Here is a 15,632-nt window from a genome sequence, read left to right as displayed (position 1 = left end):
GGAAAACGAAGATGTCTGCGTCTTTGATTTATGACCTCGCCCCGATCGGCTCGATTGTCGTCTGGTCCGACGGCACGCCCCGCCCGCCCGAGCGCCACAGGAAGAAGCTCGCCGCCTGGGAAAACCGCAACAGCAAGGGCAGGCCGATCCGCAAACAGGGCAAGCGCGGCATCGGCAATGCCAACCTGTCGCCGGATTTCACGCTGCATGAGGGCGATTTCGGCGGCAATGGCGTCATCACGATCCGTATCCACAGGACGTTCTCGCTCGACAGCAGCCTGACATTCAAGGTGATCGAGCGCCCGCAGCTCGGCCACGTCAGGGCATCACGTCGAGGGGAGGGTCGCGGCATGAACACGCCTGCTCTCCAAGCCAAAGCAGCTTCCGCCCGTGATTTGCCAGGGCCGGAGTTCAGCCGCAGCGCCGATGACCTGCCTGTCGCCCGTGTCGGCGATCTCGTTTTCGCCATGGTGTCGGGACGCGATGGCCAGCATTTTCTCGTGAGCGCCTGGCGTGTGGCACGGCCGCTTTCCGAACTCAAACGCGACGACTTCTATTCGCATCATGGCGCCGTTGCGGATGAGGCGGAATTTCAAGCACGGATGTTCGAACAGGCCGAACACAGCCGCGAGCTCCGGGCGCTCGCCCGGCCAACGGTTCGGATGAACTGCTCCACCCCGTGGGGACCTTCGCAGGGCGCCACCGTCTACGCGGAGGGTATCGTCTCTCACACCACGGCCGGGCATGGCGGGTTCAAGTTGTGCAACGAGTGCAACGTCAAGATTCATCCGATGCTTCGTTGCGCAGGCGGCTGGTACGAAGAAGATACCGCGTGGGCCGCGATTGCCCTCGCCTATCCGAATCTCTTTACCGGATACGAGCGCAAGTGCGCCGATCGGACGATCCGGGATTAGTGGCCCGATGCCTGGGAAGCGATCTTCGGTCGCCCCCTTGCGCCCGGTGAATCCCATGAGAAGGATCGCCGCGCCTTCGAGCGGGAGCATGCCGGCGACTGGATCGTCATCTCCGCGCTACGCTCGGAGCAGCATGCCGGGATAGCCGAAGTCATCGCCACGATCGGCGGGCTGCGGGCAACCGATGAAGAACGCCGCTATCTCGTGCCAAGAGACGAGTACGAGGTTGGCCGATTTGGCTTCGTCATCGATCCGGCGCGCCACGCTGCCTATGACGGACCGTCGTCTTTCATCAATTGGCAGGCGCGGGTGACCAGTCCATGAAACCGGTTAGTCCCTGCGTTCTTCTGTTCCGCATGGAGGCGGCGCGGCGAGAGACCCGCCACCATCTCGATCGCATTCACCGGCAGATCACGGGCCGGGCCGAACGCAGAGCGGCCACCGAGAAGGCGAAAGCCCGCTCGCACCGCCGGGGCGGGTCGCGGTGGACGCGCTCCGACGAACAGCTGTTTCAGGATCACGTCGAGCGGCTCAGCTTCGAACGGCGAACGGAAATCGCTGCCCTAGCTCGCAAACTCCAACATCAGGAGCGGGCGATCACTACCATGCGTCTGATGCTCGGCGATGATGCGGGTAATGCGGCGGCGTGAGTCAGACCGTATGGGGGCTTTCGTGGCGGCTGATCCGCGCTGGAGGAAGGGATGCGGGCTGTCGGTCGCGAGGGGCTCTCTCCTCCGGGGTTTCGGAGCCTTAGCCCGCCCCGCCGGTCTGCCCTTCGTTTTCGCTGCGGTCTGAACCGGCGGCCGGTCGTTTCAAGGTCGCTGGCGGCGCCGCGGAGCGGCCGGTGCAGCCTCCCTCGCAAAACGGCTCCGCGTCCTTCGCAGGGCTTTACCCCGCTTGTCCGCAAACCCGTTTCGCTCGTCCGGCCGTCCCGGACCTGTGAAAGCGCCCGTCCTCAGCCGGTTCCTGTCGATCGCATCGAAGGGCAGACCGGCAGGGGCCGGAGCCGCTTCGGTGGAAACCACGAAAGGAAGATCCCATGGCCAAGCCCGCAACCAATCGACCCTCCCCCCGCGTCGTGCCGCTCCGCAAGGGCGCGACCCTCGAGATGGTCAGGCTCACATGCCCGGACACCGTCCAGGCAATGCTGATTGCCGAGAGTTTTGGAACGGCGGTGGTCGACAGTGACGGCGTCCGTGAGCTCCATGAGCGCCTGATCATTGAGACCGCCGACAGCCTCTCGGACGGCCTCGGCGAGAAGGCGATGCAGATCCATCTCCAGCGCATCGTCGGGGCCTATGTCGGCTCGGCGCACGGAGCCGGCCAGTTCTACAGCCGCGCCGTCACCGAGGCCCGAGACGCCACCGCCAAATCGGCAAACGATGCCCGCGACGAGGATCTCGATGGCCCGGTCGGTTACGACAGCGCCGCCCAGCGCAAACGCGAATTCGCCGCCGACATGGGCATACAGTCCCACGCGTTGCGGATGGCCGCCGAGGGCGCAGTCGCTGCTTACAGCCACGTCATCGGCGAAGCCTGGAAGCCTTTCGACCGCCCGGTCGAAAACCCGGGCCAGTCGCTCGACCGCAAGGCGGCGGAGGCGCAGATGGCGGCACTCGGTTGAGCCGTTTTTCGCGCGGAGCTTCGGCTCCGCCCTTTCTTCCCTCTCCCTGATCATTAGGCCGGTTCCTTTGGGACCGGCCTTTTTCCAGGTCATCAGAAGGAAGAGAAACATGGACCCCGCTCGCCACGCGACCCCGTCCCGGTCGGCGGTCCTGCAGGAGCCGGTTGTCCGCCGCAACGGCTTCGCCGTCCTTCTCTCCGTTCCGGCAGTTCCGGTGCGGCATGCCACCCGATCGCTCCTGCCTTCGGACCTCCGCGACGGGGCCGCGGTGGGCGCGGCCTCCAAAACGGAGGATAATGACATGAGCAGGAAAGCCGAGGGCGAACGCGCCGACATCTATGCACGGATCACGGCCCGGATCGTTGCCGATCTGGAAAAAGGTGTAAAACCCTGGATGAAACCCTGGCACGCGGCCAACACCAATGGCCGGATTACCCGGCCGCTACGCTACAACGGTCAGCCCTATTCGGGCATGAACATTCTGTTGTTATGGTCGGAGGGAATGGCGCGCGGCTTCACCTCACCCATGTGGATGACGTTCAAGCAGGCGCTCGAACTGGGAGCGGCGGTGCGCAAGGGCGAGACCGGTTCGACGGTCGTCTTCGCCAGCCGCTTCACCAAGTCCGAGGCGGACGGCAATGGTGGAGAAGTCGACCGGGAAATCCCGTTTCTGAAAGCATATACAGTGTTCAACATCGAACAGATCGACAGGCTGCCGGAGCCGTACCATCACAAACCCGGTCCGGTGCTCGATCCTGACGAGCGCATGGAGCACGCCGATCGCTTTTTCCGCAACACCGGCGCAGTCATCCGCCATGGTGGGGTGCAGGCCTATTATTCGCCAGTCACGGACCACATCCAGATGCCGCCGTTCGAGACGTTCCGCGACGCCGCGTCTTACGTGGCAACCCTGAGTCACGAAAGTTGCCATTGGACGGCGCGCGCCGATCGCGTTGGGCGCGATCTCAGCCGATATGCCAAAGACAAGAGCGAGCGGGCTCGCGAGGAACTGATCGCCGAACTTGGAAGCTGCTTCCTTTGCGCTGATCTCGGGATCGCACCGGAGCTGGAGCCACGGCCGGACCATGCGTCTTACCTCGGCTCGTGGCTGAAGGTTCTATCCGACGACAGGCGGGCCATCTTCCAAGCCGCGGCACATGCCCAGCGTTCTGTCAACTTTCTGCACGGACTCCAGTCCATCCAGGCCGACAACAGAGCGGCTGCGTAGGAGACGTCAAGGTCGGTCGTTGTCACCCGCAACGGCCGACAGGTTTCTAGGCTCTTTCTCCGCCGGCGTGTGCTGATCGGACGTGAGGTCCAGTTTCACCCAGATCGATGGTCTTGGATCGGTGGCTTTCAGTTTTCGGGACTGCTTGATTTCGACGATAAACGGCTTTGTCTGCTGACGCATAGATCCTCCAGGCGACGAATCGCAAGCGCACGATACCGCGTTAATGGCAGGAGGCAACTGCCCGGCCGGCCGAGTTTGTCGCATCCGAATTCGACGCTATGACTTGGAGACAGGGTAACGGTTTAGCGGCTGCGGTGTCTCGGCACGGTAACGCCATGACGAGGGCCGCCATTGCCTTGCTCCTCCCATCGCTGTGATAGCCACGTCCCGCGCGGGCTCGATGAGGCATGTCTGATCGAAGACCGGCTTAGCCTCGATCGTTCTCCCGCAACGGCCGTCCGCAACTTTCTTCCCCTGCGAACTGCGTTCGCATTCCTCGCGGGGCAACAAAGCCGCTCCCCGCCGCCCTCCACGTCGTTTCGGCCCCTTCGGGGTGCGGTCCGATCGTCCCCGATCCTTGCGACAGCCATCGAGGCCGCGAAGGGCGCGGCCCGAAACAACCGAAAGAAAGGAACAGACAATGGCTACCATCGGCACCTTCACCTCCACCGAAAGCGGCTTCACCGGCTCGATCCGCACCCTCGCACTCAACGTCAAGGCCCGCATCGCCCGCATCGAAAACCCCTCCGACAAGGGTCCGCACTTCCGTATCTACGCCGGCAATGTCGAGCTGGGTGCGGCCTGGCAGAAGCGCTCCAGCGAGACCGACCGCGACTACCTCTCGGTCAAGCTGGACGACCCGAGCTTCCCGGCGCCGATCTACGCAACGCTCACCGAGGTCGAAGGCGAGGACGGCTACCAGCTGATCTGGTCCCGCCCCAACCGGGATTGAGATCCCACCAAGGCCCCGCCGGGCCAACGGGCCGCTTTGAGAAAGCAGGCAACGGGCGTCGAGCCCGTTTCCAGCTTTTTGGGTGCCATACGGGGAAGTGGGGTCTGCTCATATCAAGCCAATCGTGCCGTGGAGCCGGGCCAGCCTCAAGGACGAGCGGTCCCCCCAAAATGCTTGGCGCATTTCGGCTCCCCCACTCGCCGCCGCTGACGGTCGCATGCGCGATCCTTGACCCTGACCCACCGCCACGACGGTGGGCGTCATCTTTCTCAAACATCAAGGAGATGACGATGATCGAACAACAAATCCAAGAACTGCGCGCTGAGCTGAACGCCTGCGTTGAGCCCGCCGAGCGCCGCCAGATCGAAGCCGAACTCGAAATCGCCCAGGCCGAGCTGACCATGATACTTGCCGAACAGGACGGTTCCATCAATGCCGAGCCGCCCTTCTGAGGGCGGCATAATCACCAACACTGCCAGTCCGCCGGCATCCACAGCACGGAGATGAGCGATCCACTGCCGCTCTCCTTTCGATCTCTGTCATCGACATCGGGGATGTTGCATCCCGTCCGTCGCGCCGCAAGCTGCCGGCGCCAGAATTTTCCCCACCGCGTTGCGGCTCCTCGCAGGCCAAAATTCAGGCGCCGGCAGGTCCTCCACTCTCATTTCGGCCTTTCAGGTGCTCCCTCCTTGCCCGTCATGCGGCCTATCCCCGCGATATCCGCTTTTCGAAAGGAGAATATACCGTGCAACAACTCGCTCAATTCCTCATCGCCACCGGCCGCAGGCTCCGCGTCCTCGGCAACGTGATCTGTCACTTCTTCCGCAAGGGAAACTCGGTCTCGAGCTCACAATCAAGATCCCGTTCCTGGTCGAGATCGAGGCGTCGTTCGAGACCGACTGGAACCGGCGAGAATAACGCGCCAACAGGGGCCGCTTCGGCGGCCCCTGTTTCGCCATTTGAGAGATCGGAGACGATTGGGGTCAGCTCTGCAAATATCGCAGAGTTGTTCTGGGCCGATAGCCGCGAGTACGTTTTTGCTTCAACAGTTCAAGGAATAAGTGAACCGCTTCCTCTTCCCGTTCGAACACATGCCGTTTCTCCTGGCCACGCTTGCCGATCCGTCCCCATCGCCGGATCAGGCAAGCCTCTCCGAACATCGTCTGCTCGATCTCCATGGCATAATACCGCGCCATGTTCTTGGCTGGATCCGATCGTTCGACATAGAGCTGGTAGGGTTGCGAAATCATGCCGGCATGATCGCCACACGTCGCCGCCACGTCCAACGACATATGTGAATCTTACAAGTGCGACCGATTCATTTTCGTGAAGAATGGCGTGTCGGGCGAGGCGCCGACGGCGCACGGCTCTAGTCGCGCTGCGACCCGAGCCCGCACGCGGTCTGCGCCCTGGCGGGTTACGATCCTCTCGCGGCAAGACGCATTCCTGTGCCTGCTATCGTAATGGGATATGGCCGGAACGTCCCATGGCCAGCGGTGCTGGCAAGCGGTCGCGTCCTTTCAGGACGCGGTTTAATCTCTCTCTGACATCCCATTTTGCACCCGTCGTTCCGGCGTCAAGGACATCGCGGCCCCTCCAATTTTCCCAGCGCCGCAAGCGGCACAGAGAAAATCGGTTCCTCCGCTCGCCGCACGGCGGCCGCGTTCCGCGGTCCCGGACCCCTCACGGACTACGGTGCGGACACCTTTCGTCAGAAACGAAAAGGAGACCCTGATGACAAAGCATCAAATCACTCACCAGATTGGAGACGACCAGAAGCGGTCGGATCAACAGCCGGATTGGCTTGAACGCTTGCGCGGAAATTTCGATGCGGAGGTGCATCTTCCCGCCGATATCTCGCGCGAGTTTCTGTCAGCGGCGCTGCTTTGGGCAATCGACAACAAGGTCGATTTCGGATTGTTTCACGAACCCGGCAAGATCATCATTGCGCATTCTGGCGGCGATGAGATCTACCTTCCGTCGCGGTGGTCCGACAAACGATGGCATATCGGCCTGGACGACAAAGAGCCCTTCTTCGATCCCGCTGATTGAGATCCAGACCAGAGGCGGCTTACCGCCTCTGGTCCTTGACTTCGCGTGAGCCATTCAAGCCCACGACCGGCCGGTGCGGCTTTGAAAGGGTGGCCTGCCGCCCCTCTCAACCTCACCCCATGAAGGAAGGGCAAAGCCCTCCTTCAAACTTCCTCCCATGGGGAAAGGGGACGGTTCCCTCCTCCCTTTCCCCAAACCCCTATCCTTCTCCCGTGCCGGGGAAGCGATGGTTCGCTGTCACCCGCCCTGGCACCAGCCGTGTCGGGCACCATCCCATGATCGGGCGAGCCCTTCGCCGATCAAGACGTCGCCCAGCGAATTGCCTGCGCGAGACACGGTGCGAAGTTTGCGACCGTACTTGTCTTCGTCACGGAACCCGGCCGCCAGAGAGAACTTCCCAGCGTTGAGCAGCGCCAGCAGCCGGGATTTTGCCGCTTCACCTTTGATCCTTTCGGCCTCGCAGCGGGGCGGGCTGAGTTCAGGCGTATCGATGTCGGCGATGCGGATTTTCTCGCCCTCGAACCAGAAGGTGTCGCCATCGACGACGCAGTTCGTCCGGTGGCTGTCGCCGCAGATCGAAAATGCCGCCGACAATGAATCCGTCGTGGGTGTCTTGGCCAAAGTGACGAAACCGGGGAGAGCTTCGTTGCCGCCATAGGCAAGCCAACCTCCAACGGCAATGATCACCGTGCATAGAACTGCCGCCGCGCGTTTACGCCGTCTGATGCGCTCAGATCTTACCAGTCCTCCGCCCGCGCGCTGCCGATCGCGACCGCGTCCGGCCTTCGGCGGCTTTCTGATCGGAACTATATTCGGTTTCGCCACTATCCGATTCCTCGTTTCGCCTCACCCTATGTCGGACCCGGTTTCATCTGCGTTTACGGAGGAGCTTGTCTTCGGGCTGCGGCGTGGCCGCCAAAATGGTGTGCGAGGGTCGGGGAGCAGTCGATCCCGCCTCCCCTTTGGGGCCACTATGTTGAGGCTCCCGCGGCTGCTCTGTTTCCCGCCCGTCGCACGACGAGAATTCCCGAAATCCCGCCCGTCGGGCGTCGCTATGCTGATTTCTCCGATACTCTTCATTTTCCTGGATCAGCCTTGCTTGTTTGCACTGCGCGCCGGCTTGGATCATGCAGTTGGCGTATCGCCGATCATGTGAAACCTGTTCGTGCCGACGCATGCCTTCATGTCGCCGCGCCGGAACCAGATAGCTCGTCCGCATCGGAGCGGCGCGTTTCCTGCGGTGAACACGATCTGTTCGTCGGCACGCATGCGCAGGACTTCGTGGAGCTGGATGAGTGGTCTGGCAGCGAGCTGCTTCGAGCGCGTCCGCGATGATCCCCTCGCTTGGAAACTGCGGCTCACCTGGTCGATCTCGACCGTGGTCATGCCGCAACGTCGAGAAATGTAATCGGCGGTCTCGGGATCGTTGATCGCGGCGAACGAAATCCAGCTGGCGCTCTCGAACCATTTGCTTGCAGCATCGCGGCCGCCATAGGTTTCGCGCATCTGGCCGATCGACTGGTAGATCATCGTCAGCGTGATGCCGTATTTGCGTCCGGCGTCGCGCGCGGTCTCGATGATCCGCATGTAGCCGAGGCGGGCGACCTCATCGAGGAGAAACAGGGCGCGCCCCTTGATCTGTCCGTCGCGATTGTAAATCGCATTCAGAAACGAACCGATAATGACACGCGCAAGACCCGAATGGGTCTCCAATGTCTTGAGATCGATGTTGATGAAGACGTCCGTATTCCCGGCCGCGATGTCGCTGGTCGAGAACTTCTTCCCAGACACGAGAGCTGCGTAGTTTCGATAGGAAAGCCAGTGCGTTTCCTTGATCGCATTGGCGTAGACGCCGGAGAAGGTCTCCGGTGTCATGTTGACGAAGGCTGCGACGTTCTCCTTCACGAAATCCGAACCCGAATTGTCGTAGATGTCTTGCAGCCGCTTGCGCAATGTGGGCTCCGGCTCCGAGAGATTCATGCGCACCTGGCGAAGCGTCTGGTCCCGCTCGCCCGTGTGACCGGACAGGCAGACATCGGCGATCAGCGCTGTCAGCAGCTGCAGCGCAGATGCGCGAAAGAAGTCGTCACGGACACCGCGCGCGCCGCCGCTGTCGCTCATGATCCATGATGCGACCGAGGCGATATCCTCTTCCTTGGTTCCGCCGAAACGTCCGACCCAGTCCAGGACGTTGAAGCCGATGTCCGGCTTCCTCGGATCGAGAACGAATACGTCCCTGCCCGCTCCGCCGCGATGCGCGGAGACCATCGGTGCGACCTCGTTCGATGGATCGAGAACGATCAGCGTGCCGACCCATTTGAGCGCCGTTGGGATCGTCACCGACGTTGTCTTGAAACCGCCGGAACCGGCAAAGACGATCCCGTGCGACGAGCCGAACGAGCCATCGAAGCACAGCAACGGCGACTTGCCACCGGCGCCCCAGGTCTCGGCGCTGTCGGCGCGAAACGCTCGGGCGCCGACATTGTCTTTGTCGACCCGATAGCGCTCGCCGATGACAATGCCACCAGCATCGGGAAACAACTTTGCCGCCTCTGTGAGCTTCATCCAATCTGCCTCGCCATGAAGCGCCCGCTTGCCCTGAATGCGCTTCGGCTCGGCGCTTGCGAATGCCGCATTGCCGATGAGCGCGACGCGGAGTGCGAAGCAGGCACATAAGAGCGCCGCACTCGCTCCGATCGACGTTGCCGGATCAAGAAAGGCCAAGACCGTCTTGTCGGCTGGTACCGTCTTCATGAAAGCGGAAAGGCGTATTGTCTCGCGAAGTGCCGCGATCAGGATCATCTCGCTGCATCCCGCAACGACGCCCCAACCTGCCTGCTTGATATTGATCGCGCCGGCGGTCGCGAACAGGAACAAGATTCCGACTGCGGCACTTGCGAGATAGGGAAGCGCGATCCCTGCCCGCCCCCATGCAAGGCGCGCGGCCTCGGTCTTTCCGAAGCCGGAAAGCCACTGTTCGATGCCGGTCATTCCGATGACGACCAGGATCATCAACGCCGCCGGCACGACGACGAGCGCAATCCTATTGATCGTCATTGCCGAACGCCTCCACGCCGAGTGCGGTGAGCCTGGAGCGCTCGCCATCGTCACCCTTGAGGCGGCGCGCTGCATCGATCAGCGCGCCCAGCAACAGCGCTCGCTTCTCGTAGCGCAGACCGGCCTTGACGATCAGGCCGCCGAGCTCGATCTTCTCCCGCGTATCCTTCTTGCGGGCGTCGGATCTCATCGTTCTCGCCATACGTTCAAGCCTCGCCACCGCTGCCCGCAGCCGCGCCAGACGCGTGCGCCGTATTCGACGTTGGACCGCGGCTATCGCCTGCCCCCTTTTTCCCTCCGGTCGTACCCCCCTGCCCTCCGCGAACTCGCCTGCTCAGTTGGTCAAACGCTGCCTGAAGCTCCGCCTCGTCGATCTCGATGTCGCCAAGGCCTGCCTTGAGCGCGATCCGGCCAATGCGTTCCGCTTCCCGTGTCTCGGCGAGCTTGAGCTGGTCCTGCAGTTTGGCAATTTCGTCGCGGATTTTCGCGGATGGCTTCTTCATTCCGATTGTCTCCCTGGCTGAGAAAGCTTGTCTTTCGAAGCCAGTTTCCAGAACTTAAGTAGCGAACGCACTACTGTGAATCCTACAATCGCCAACGACGATCCTTTGGTGGATCATCCCGGCCGTTCCGAAGGAGCGGCTTCCAAGGGCGCAATTATACGTCGCTGCCGCGACGTGTTGCTGAGAGAGCCTGGTGGGCCCGCCGCTCCCGACGAACCCTTCGATTTCGTTCGCAACCGGGAAAGAACTCCGCCGTGGCCGTCCCTCACTTCTCCGTCAGCGTCGTCGCCCGTGGCTCCGGCCGCAGCGCCGTGCTGTCGGCGGCCTACCGGCACTGCGCCAAGATGGAGTTCGAGCGGGAAGCCCGGACGATCGACTACACGCGAAAGCAGGGGCTCCTGCATGAGGAGTTCGTGATCCCTGCCGACGCGCCGGAATGGGTGCGCAGCATGATTGCCGATCGCTCGGTCGCCGGCGCATCCGAGGGCTTCTGGAACAAGGTGGAGGGCTTCGAAAAGCGGTCCGACGCGCAGCTTGCCAAGGACGTTACCATAGCCCTGCCAATAGAGCTGACGGCCGCGCAGAACATTGTGCTCGTCCGGGATTTCGTGGAGCGGCACATCACGTCGAAGGGAATGGTCGCCGACTGGGTCTATCACGACGCCCCAGGCAATCCGCATGTGCATCTGATGACGACATTGCGGCCGCTCACCGAAGACGGGTTCGGCTCGAAGAAAGTCGCGGTTCTCGCCCCGGACGGCAAGCCGCTCCGCAATGACGCCGGCAAGATCATCTATCAGCTATGGGCCGGCAGCACTGAGGATTTCAATGCGTTTCGCGACGGTTGGTTTGCCTGCCAGAACAAACATCTGGCGCTTGCCGGCCTCGATATCCGCATCGATGGCAGTTCCTTCGAAAAGCGGGGTATCGACCTCGAGCCAACCATTCACCTCGGCGTCGGCGCCAAAGCCATCGAGCGCAAGGCCGAGCAATCCCACCACAAGTCGGAGACCTCGACTCCCAAACTCGAACGCATCGAGCTTCAGGAGGAGCGCCGCGGCGAGAACGCCCGCCGCATCCAGCGCCGTCCGGAGATTGTGCTCGACCTGATCACGCGGGAGAGGAGCGTCTTCGACGAACGCGATGTTGCCAAGGTGTTGTATCGCTATGTCGACGAGGTCGCTTTGTTCCAAAGTCTGATGATCCGCATTCTGCAAAGTCCGGAAGCGCTCCGGCTCGAACGCGAGCGGATCAACTTTGCAACAGGTATTCGGACACCCGCGAAGTACACCACGCGCGAGATGATCCGGCTTGAAGCCGAGATGGCCGATCGCGCGACCTGGCTCTCCGGTCGCGCCTCCCATGGTGTCCGTGAGGCGGTGCTGCAGGCAACCTTTGCGCGCCATTCCAGTCTGTCGGATGAGCAGCGAACGGCAATCGAGCATCTCGCCGGGGCCACGCGGATTGCCGCTGTCATCGGCCGCGCCGGCGCCGGCAAGACGACGATGATGAAGGCTGCGCGCGAGGCGTGGGAAACGGCCGGCTATCGTGTGGTCGGCGGAGCGTTGGCTGGCAAAGCGGCCGAAGGTTTGGAGAAGGAAGCTGGCATCGTTTCCCGCACTCTGTCGTCGTGGGAGCTTCGCTGGAACCAGGGCCGCAACCAGCTCGATGATAAGACCGTCTTCGTCCTCGACGAGGCCGGCATGGTTTCGTCACGGCAGATGGCGCTGTTGGTCGAAGCAGTCACCAAGGCCGGCGCCAAACTCGTCCTTGTCGGCGATCCGGAACAGCTTCAACCGATCGAAGCGGGTGCGGCCTTTCGGGCGATTGCGGCTCGCATCGGCTATGCCGAACTCGAGACGATCTATCGTCAGCGCCAGCAATGGATGCGCGACGCCTCGCTCGATCTCGCGCGTGGCAATATCCGCAAGGCTGTCGATGCCTACACCGCCCATGGTCGAATGATTGGTTTGAGACTGAAGGACGAGGCGGTCGAAAGCCTGATCGCAGCGTGGGACCGCGACTACGACCCTTCGAAGACCAGCCTGATCCTCGCACACCTTCGCCGCGACGCCCGAAAGCTCAACGATATGGCCCGCGCCAAGCTGGTCGAGCGTGGCGTCGTCGCAGACGGATTTGCGTTCAAGACAGAGGACGGAACCCGCATGTTCGCGGCCGGCGACCAGATCGTGTTCCTCAAGAACGAGGGCAGCCTTGGCGTCAAGAACGGCATGCTCGCAAAGGTGGTTGAGGCCGCACCCGGCCGGATCGTCGCTGAGATCGGCGAAAGGGAACATCGGCGCCAGGTCACGATCGAGCAGCGCTTCTACAACAATCTCGGTCACGGCTATGCCACGACCATCCACAAGAGCCAGGGCGCGACCGTCGACCGGGTGAAGGTGCTTGCTTCCCTTTCATTGGACCGGCATCTCACCTATGTGGCCATGACGCGCCATCGTGAGGATCTCGCGATCTACTACGGCAGTCGTTCCTTTGCGAAATCCGGCGGGCTCATCCCGATCCTGTCGCGCCGAAACGCCAAGGAGACGACCCTCGATTACGAGAAGGCGTCGTTCTATCGCCAGGCGCTGCGCTTCGCGGAAGCCCGCGGCCTTCATCTTGTCAACGTCGCCCGCACGATCGCACACGATCGCCTCCAATGGGCCGTCCGGCAGAAACAGAAGCTCGACAATCTCGGCGCCCGTCTTGCCGCCATCGGCGCGGCACTCGGACTGGTCCACGGCAGCCACAAACACTCCATCCCGGACACAATCAAGGAGGCCAAGCCCATGGTGTCAGGTATCGCCACCTTCCCGAAATCGCTCGACCAGGCTGTCGAAGACAAGCTCGCCGGCGATCCCGGGCTCAAGAAGCAATGGGAGGACGTCTCGACCCGCTTCCAGCTCGTCTACGCGAAGCCGGAAGTGGCCTTCAAGGCCATCAATGTCGATACCATGTTGAAGGACCAGTCGGTCGAGCAGTCGACCCTGGCAAGGATTACCGGCGAGCCAGAGAGCTTTGGCGCGCTGAAGGGCAAAACCGGTCTTCTCGCCAGCCGTGCCGACAAGCAGGACCGGGAAAAAGCCATCGCCAATGTGCCGGCGCTTGCCCGAAATCTTGAACGCTACCTTCGTGAGCGGGCCGAGGCCGAATTCAAACATGAGACGGAGGAGCGCGCGGTCCGACTCAAGGTTTCAGTCGATATCCCGGCGCTCTCCCCATCTGCCAAGCAAACGCTCGAACGCGTGCGAGATGCCATCGATCGCAACGATCTCCCGGCTGGCCTCGAATATGCGCTGGCGGACAGAAACGTGAAGGCAGAACTCGAAGGTTTTGCCAAGGCTGTGTCGGAGCGTTTCGGGGAACGGACCTTCCTGCCTTTGGCTGCCAAAGACACTGATGGCAAGACTTTCGAGACCGTCACAGCAGGAATGACGGTCGTCCAGAAGGCTGAGGTCCAGTCCGCGTGGAAATCTATGCGGACGGTCCAGCAGCTTGGCGCTCATGAACGCACGACCGAAGCGCTCAAGCAGGCAGAGACGCTGCGGCAAACCAAGAGTCAAGGGCTCTCGCTGAAATGACCCGGGCAGCAACCACCCGGTCGATGACCACGCAACAACGACGTGCCACTGCGGTTCTGTCGATAGCGGCCGCGGCCACCATTCTGCTGGTGGTGACTGCCGTCGCCGGCGGCTACCGCATCAATCTGACGCCGAGCGAGCCACTGGGCCTATGGCGCATTATCCCGCTTCATCGACCGGTGGCAGTCGACGACCTCCTGTTCATCTGCCCGCTGGAAACGGCGGCGATGCGGGCAGCCAGGGCACGAGGCTATTTCCGTTCTGGTTCCTGCCCGGGCGACGTCGCACCGTTGATCAAGACAGTGATCGCCGTTGTAGGACAGCGTGTCGAAATCGGCGTCAACGTGAGAGTGGATGGGCGGGTGGTTTCCTCATCCAGTCTCGCACTACGTGATGGAAAAGGCCGGCCGTTGACGCCGTTTCCGAGCGGCATCATACCGCCAGGATATGTCTTCCTGCATTCCGCCTTCCCCGGCTCCTATGACTCCCGATATTTTGGCCCGGTGCCGATCTCCGGCATTCTCGGGCTGGCGCAGGAGGTGTTCACCTATGTGCCGTGATTACCTTCAGCCGGCGCTGCTGATATTCGCTTCGATCGCGATCGGCGTGGTGGGCTGGAGCGGCCATGTGTTGCTCCTACCCGTCGCGCTCGGGTTTCCGGTTCTTTGGTCGATCTCGCAAACGAGATCGGTCGCGGCACTTGTCTCCAGCGGATACTTCCTGGCCGCGTCCCGGGGTCTGCCACAAGGCGTTGCCGCCTTTTATTCGTCGGATATCTGGCCAGGCCTCCTGCTCTGGCTGGGTGCGTCTATGAGTTTCGTTGCCGTGCATACGCTCGTCTGGACGATGAACGGACGCGCGCGTCCATTTCGCTACCTCCTTGCGGCAGCCGTCATGGCCGTTCCGCCGTTCGGCATCACGGGCTGGGCGCATCCTGTCACCGCCGCGGGTGTTCTGTTTCCGGGATGGGGATGGTGGGGACTTGGCGTCATGACAGCCGGCCTTGCGGGTCTCGTAACCCGCATTTGGCCAGCTGTCGCCATCGCCTTCGCAGGCCCTTGGCTGTGGTCCGCCGCAATCTGGACCGACCCGAAACTACCGGAAGGCTGGCGCGGCGTCGATCTTGATATGGGGGCTTCGCTCGGTCGGGAGCCCGGGCTTCAACGCCAGCGTGACATGATCGCAACGGTGCGTGGCGCGGCCAGCGATGGGGCCCGTTTTGTGGTGCTGCCGGAAACTGCGCTCGGTTTCTGGACACCGACCGTGGCGCGGCTTTGGACGAACGCCTTCAGGGATGATGATGGGACGGTGATCGCCGGTGCGGCGATGGTCGATGCTGGGGGCTACGACAATGTTCTGGTCGCGGTCGACGGGAGGGGCGGCCACATCCTCTATCGCGAACGTATGCCGGTTCCCGGTTCGATGTGGCAGCCGTGGCGATCCTGGTTTGGGGAGAGTGGTGGTGCTCGGGCGGATTTCTTCGCGAACCCGGTCGTCTCCATCGGCGCCAGCCGCGCGGCACCGCTGATCTGCTACGAGCAATTGATTGTTTGGCCGGTGCTTCAGTCGATGCTGCACGATCCGGACCTCATTGTTGCTGTCGGAAACGGGTGGTGGACCGAAGGGACATCAATCGTTGCTATCCAGCGAACTGCCACTACAGCGTGGTCAAAGCTCTTCGCAAAGCCGATTGTTATTGCCTTCAACACCTGAGTGCT

At 62.2% G+C, this 15,632-nt stretch carries 15 protein-coding genes and 2 pseudogenes; 11 read left to right on the top strand and 6 right to left on the bottom strand.

Going from position 1 to position 15,632, the window contains the following annotated elements:
• Window positions 1-11 precede the first annotated feature (11 nt).
• The 5 genes and pseudogenes from HX899_RS02630 to HX899_RS02610 all read left to right on the top strand — a co-directional run.
• Window positions 12-335: pseudogene (locus HX899_RS02630) on the top strand (hypothetical protein); the annotation flags it as partial.
• Between the two features lie 15 nt (window positions 336-350).
• Window positions 351-1,238: pseudogene (locus HX899_RS02625) on the top strand (DUF7007 domain-containing protein).
• Window positions 1,235-1,564 (top strand): hypothetical protein, encoded by a 330-nt coding sequence (locus HX899_RS02620; protein WP_127431458.1) that lies wholly within the window; start codon window positions 1,235-1,237, stop codon window positions 1,562-1,564. The pseudogene HX899_RS02625 and the gene HX899_RS02620 overlap by 4 nt, the downstream one beginning before the upstream one ends.
• Before the next feature lie 389 nt (window positions 1,565-1,953).
• A complete protein-coding gene (locus tag HX899_RS02615; RefSeq protein ID WP_127431459.1) occupies window positions 1,954-2,538 on the top strand; it encodes a hypothetical protein in 585 nt (194 codons plus the stop codon).
• A 301-nt stretch (window positions 2,539-2,839) separates the two neighbouring features.
• Complete coding sequence (locus HX899_RS02610; protein WP_127431521.1) at window positions 2,840-3,766, top strand: ArdC family protein; 927 nt, start codon at window positions 2,840-2,842, stop codon at window positions 3,764-3,766.
• A 6-nt stretch (window positions 3,767-3,772) separates the two neighbouring features.
• Here HX899_RS02610 and HX899_RS02605 read toward each other — a convergent pair whose 3' ends face one another.
• Window positions 3,773-3,949, bottom strand: a complete 177-nt coding sequence (locus tag HX899_RS02605) for a hypothetical protein (protein WP_164735976.1) — start codon at window positions 3,947-3,949, stop codon at window positions 3,773-3,775.
• A gap of 460 nt (window positions 3,950-4,409) precedes the next feature.
• Here HX899_RS02605 and HX899_RS02600 point away from each other — a divergent pair, with 460 nt between their 5' ends.
• Together HX899_RS02600 and HX899_RS02595 are read left to right on the top strand one after the other, a co-directional pair.
• Window positions 4,410-4,721 (top strand): DUF736 domain-containing protein, encoded by a 312-nt coding sequence (locus tag HX899_RS02600; protein ID WP_127431460.1) that lies wholly within the window; start codon window positions 4,410-4,412, stop codon window positions 4,719-4,721.
• A gap of 290 nt (window positions 4,722-5,011) precedes the next feature.
• Window positions 5,012-5,173 carry a hypothetical protein gene (locus tag HX899_RS02595; protein WP_168259652.1) on the top strand — a complete coding sequence of 54 codons (162 nt, stop codon included), beginning with the start codon at window positions 5,012-5,014 and terminating at the stop codon, window positions 5,171-5,173.
• A 531-nt stretch (window positions 5,174-5,704) separates the two neighbouring features.
• On the opposite strand, the gene HX899_RS02590 is transcribed toward HX899_RS02595, so the two are convergent.
• On the bottom strand, window positions 5,705-6,013 hold the full coding sequence (locus tag HX899_RS02590; RefSeq protein ID WP_127431462.1) for a WGR domain-containing protein: 309 nt from the start codon (window positions 6,011-6,013) through the stop codon (window positions 5,705-5,707).
• Between the two features lie 442 nt (window positions 6,014-6,455).
• Between HX899_RS02590 and HX899_RS02585 the strand changes: the two genes are divergently transcribed.
• Window positions 6,456-6,773: a hypothetical protein gene (locus HX899_RS02585; protein ID WP_127431463.1), complete on the top strand. Its 318-nt coding sequence runs from the start codon at window positions 6,456-6,458 to the stop codon at window positions 6,771-6,773.
• A 237-nt stretch (window positions 6,774-7,010) separates the two neighbouring features.
• Here HX899_RS02585 and HX899_RS02580 read toward each other — a convergent pair whose 3' ends face one another.
• The 4 genes from HX899_RS02580 to traC form a co-directional block, all read right to left on the bottom strand.
• A complete protein-coding gene (locus HX899_RS02580) occupies window positions 7,011-7,460 on the bottom strand; it encodes a thermonuclease family protein (RefSeq protein ID WP_127431464.1) in 450 nt (149 codons plus the stop codon).
• A 438-nt stretch (window positions 7,461-7,898) separates the two neighbouring features.
• Window positions 7,899-9,830 carry a Ti-type conjugative transfer system protein TraG gene (gene traG / locus HX899_RS02575; RefSeq protein ID WP_127431465.1) on the bottom strand — a complete coding sequence of 644 codons (1,932 nt, stop codon included), beginning with the start codon at window positions 9,828-9,830 and terminating at the stop codon, window positions 7,899-7,901.
• Complete coding sequence (traD, locus tag HX899_RS02570) at window positions 9,817-10,032, bottom strand: type IV conjugative transfer system coupling protein TraD (RefSeq protein WP_127431466.1); 216 nt, start codon at window positions 10,030-10,032, stop codon at window positions 9,817-9,819. Before traD ends, traG begins: the two co-directional genes overlap by 14 nt.
• A 4-nt stretch (window positions 10,033-10,036) precedes the next feature.
• Window positions 10,037-10,333, bottom strand: coding sequence for a conjugal transfer protein TraC (gene traC, locus HX899_RS02565; RefSeq protein ID WP_127431467.1), 297 nt, complete (start codon window positions 10,331-10,333; stop codon window positions 10,037-10,039).
• Between the two features lie 254 nt (window positions 10,334-10,587).
• On the opposite strand from traC, the gene traA reads away from it, so the two are divergent.
• Genes traA through HX899_RS02550 form a run of 3 tightly spaced genes read left to right on the top strand, consistent with a single transcriptional unit; the run spans window position 10,588 to window position 15,627 of the window.
• The gene (gene traA / locus HX899_RS02560; RefSeq protein WP_127431468.1) at window positions 10,588-13,914 is read left to right on the top strand and encodes a Ti-type conjugative transfer relaxase TraA; all 3,327 of its coding nucleotides are present in this window, start codon (window positions 10,588-10,590) and stop codon (window positions 13,912-13,914) included.
• Window positions 13,911-14,474: a conjugative transfer signal peptidase TraF gene (gene traF / locus HX899_RS02555; protein WP_127431469.1), complete on the top strand. Its 564-nt coding sequence runs from the start codon at window positions 13,911-13,913 to the stop codon at window positions 14,472-14,474. The genes traA and traF overlap by 4 nt, the downstream gene beginning before the upstream one ends.
• Window positions 14,464-15,627 carry a conjugal transfer protein TraB gene (locus HX899_RS02550; RefSeq protein ID WP_127431470.1) on the top strand — a complete coding sequence of 388 codons (1,164 nt, stop codon included), beginning with the start codon at window positions 14,464-14,466 and terminating at the stop codon, window positions 15,625-15,627. The genes traF and HX899_RS02550 overlap by 11 nt, the downstream gene beginning before the upstream one ends.
• Window positions 15,628-15,632 lie beyond the last annotated feature (5 nt).

It is taken from the genome of Rhizobium sp. WYCCWR 11146 (genome assembly GCF_013591995.1).
Classification (GTDB): Bacteria; Pseudomonadota; Alphaproteobacteria; order Rhizobiales; family Rhizobiaceae; genus Rhizobium; species Rhizobium indicum.
Note: the sequence above shows the minus strand (reverse complement) of the source record. Positions and strands in the feature narration are given on the sequence as shown.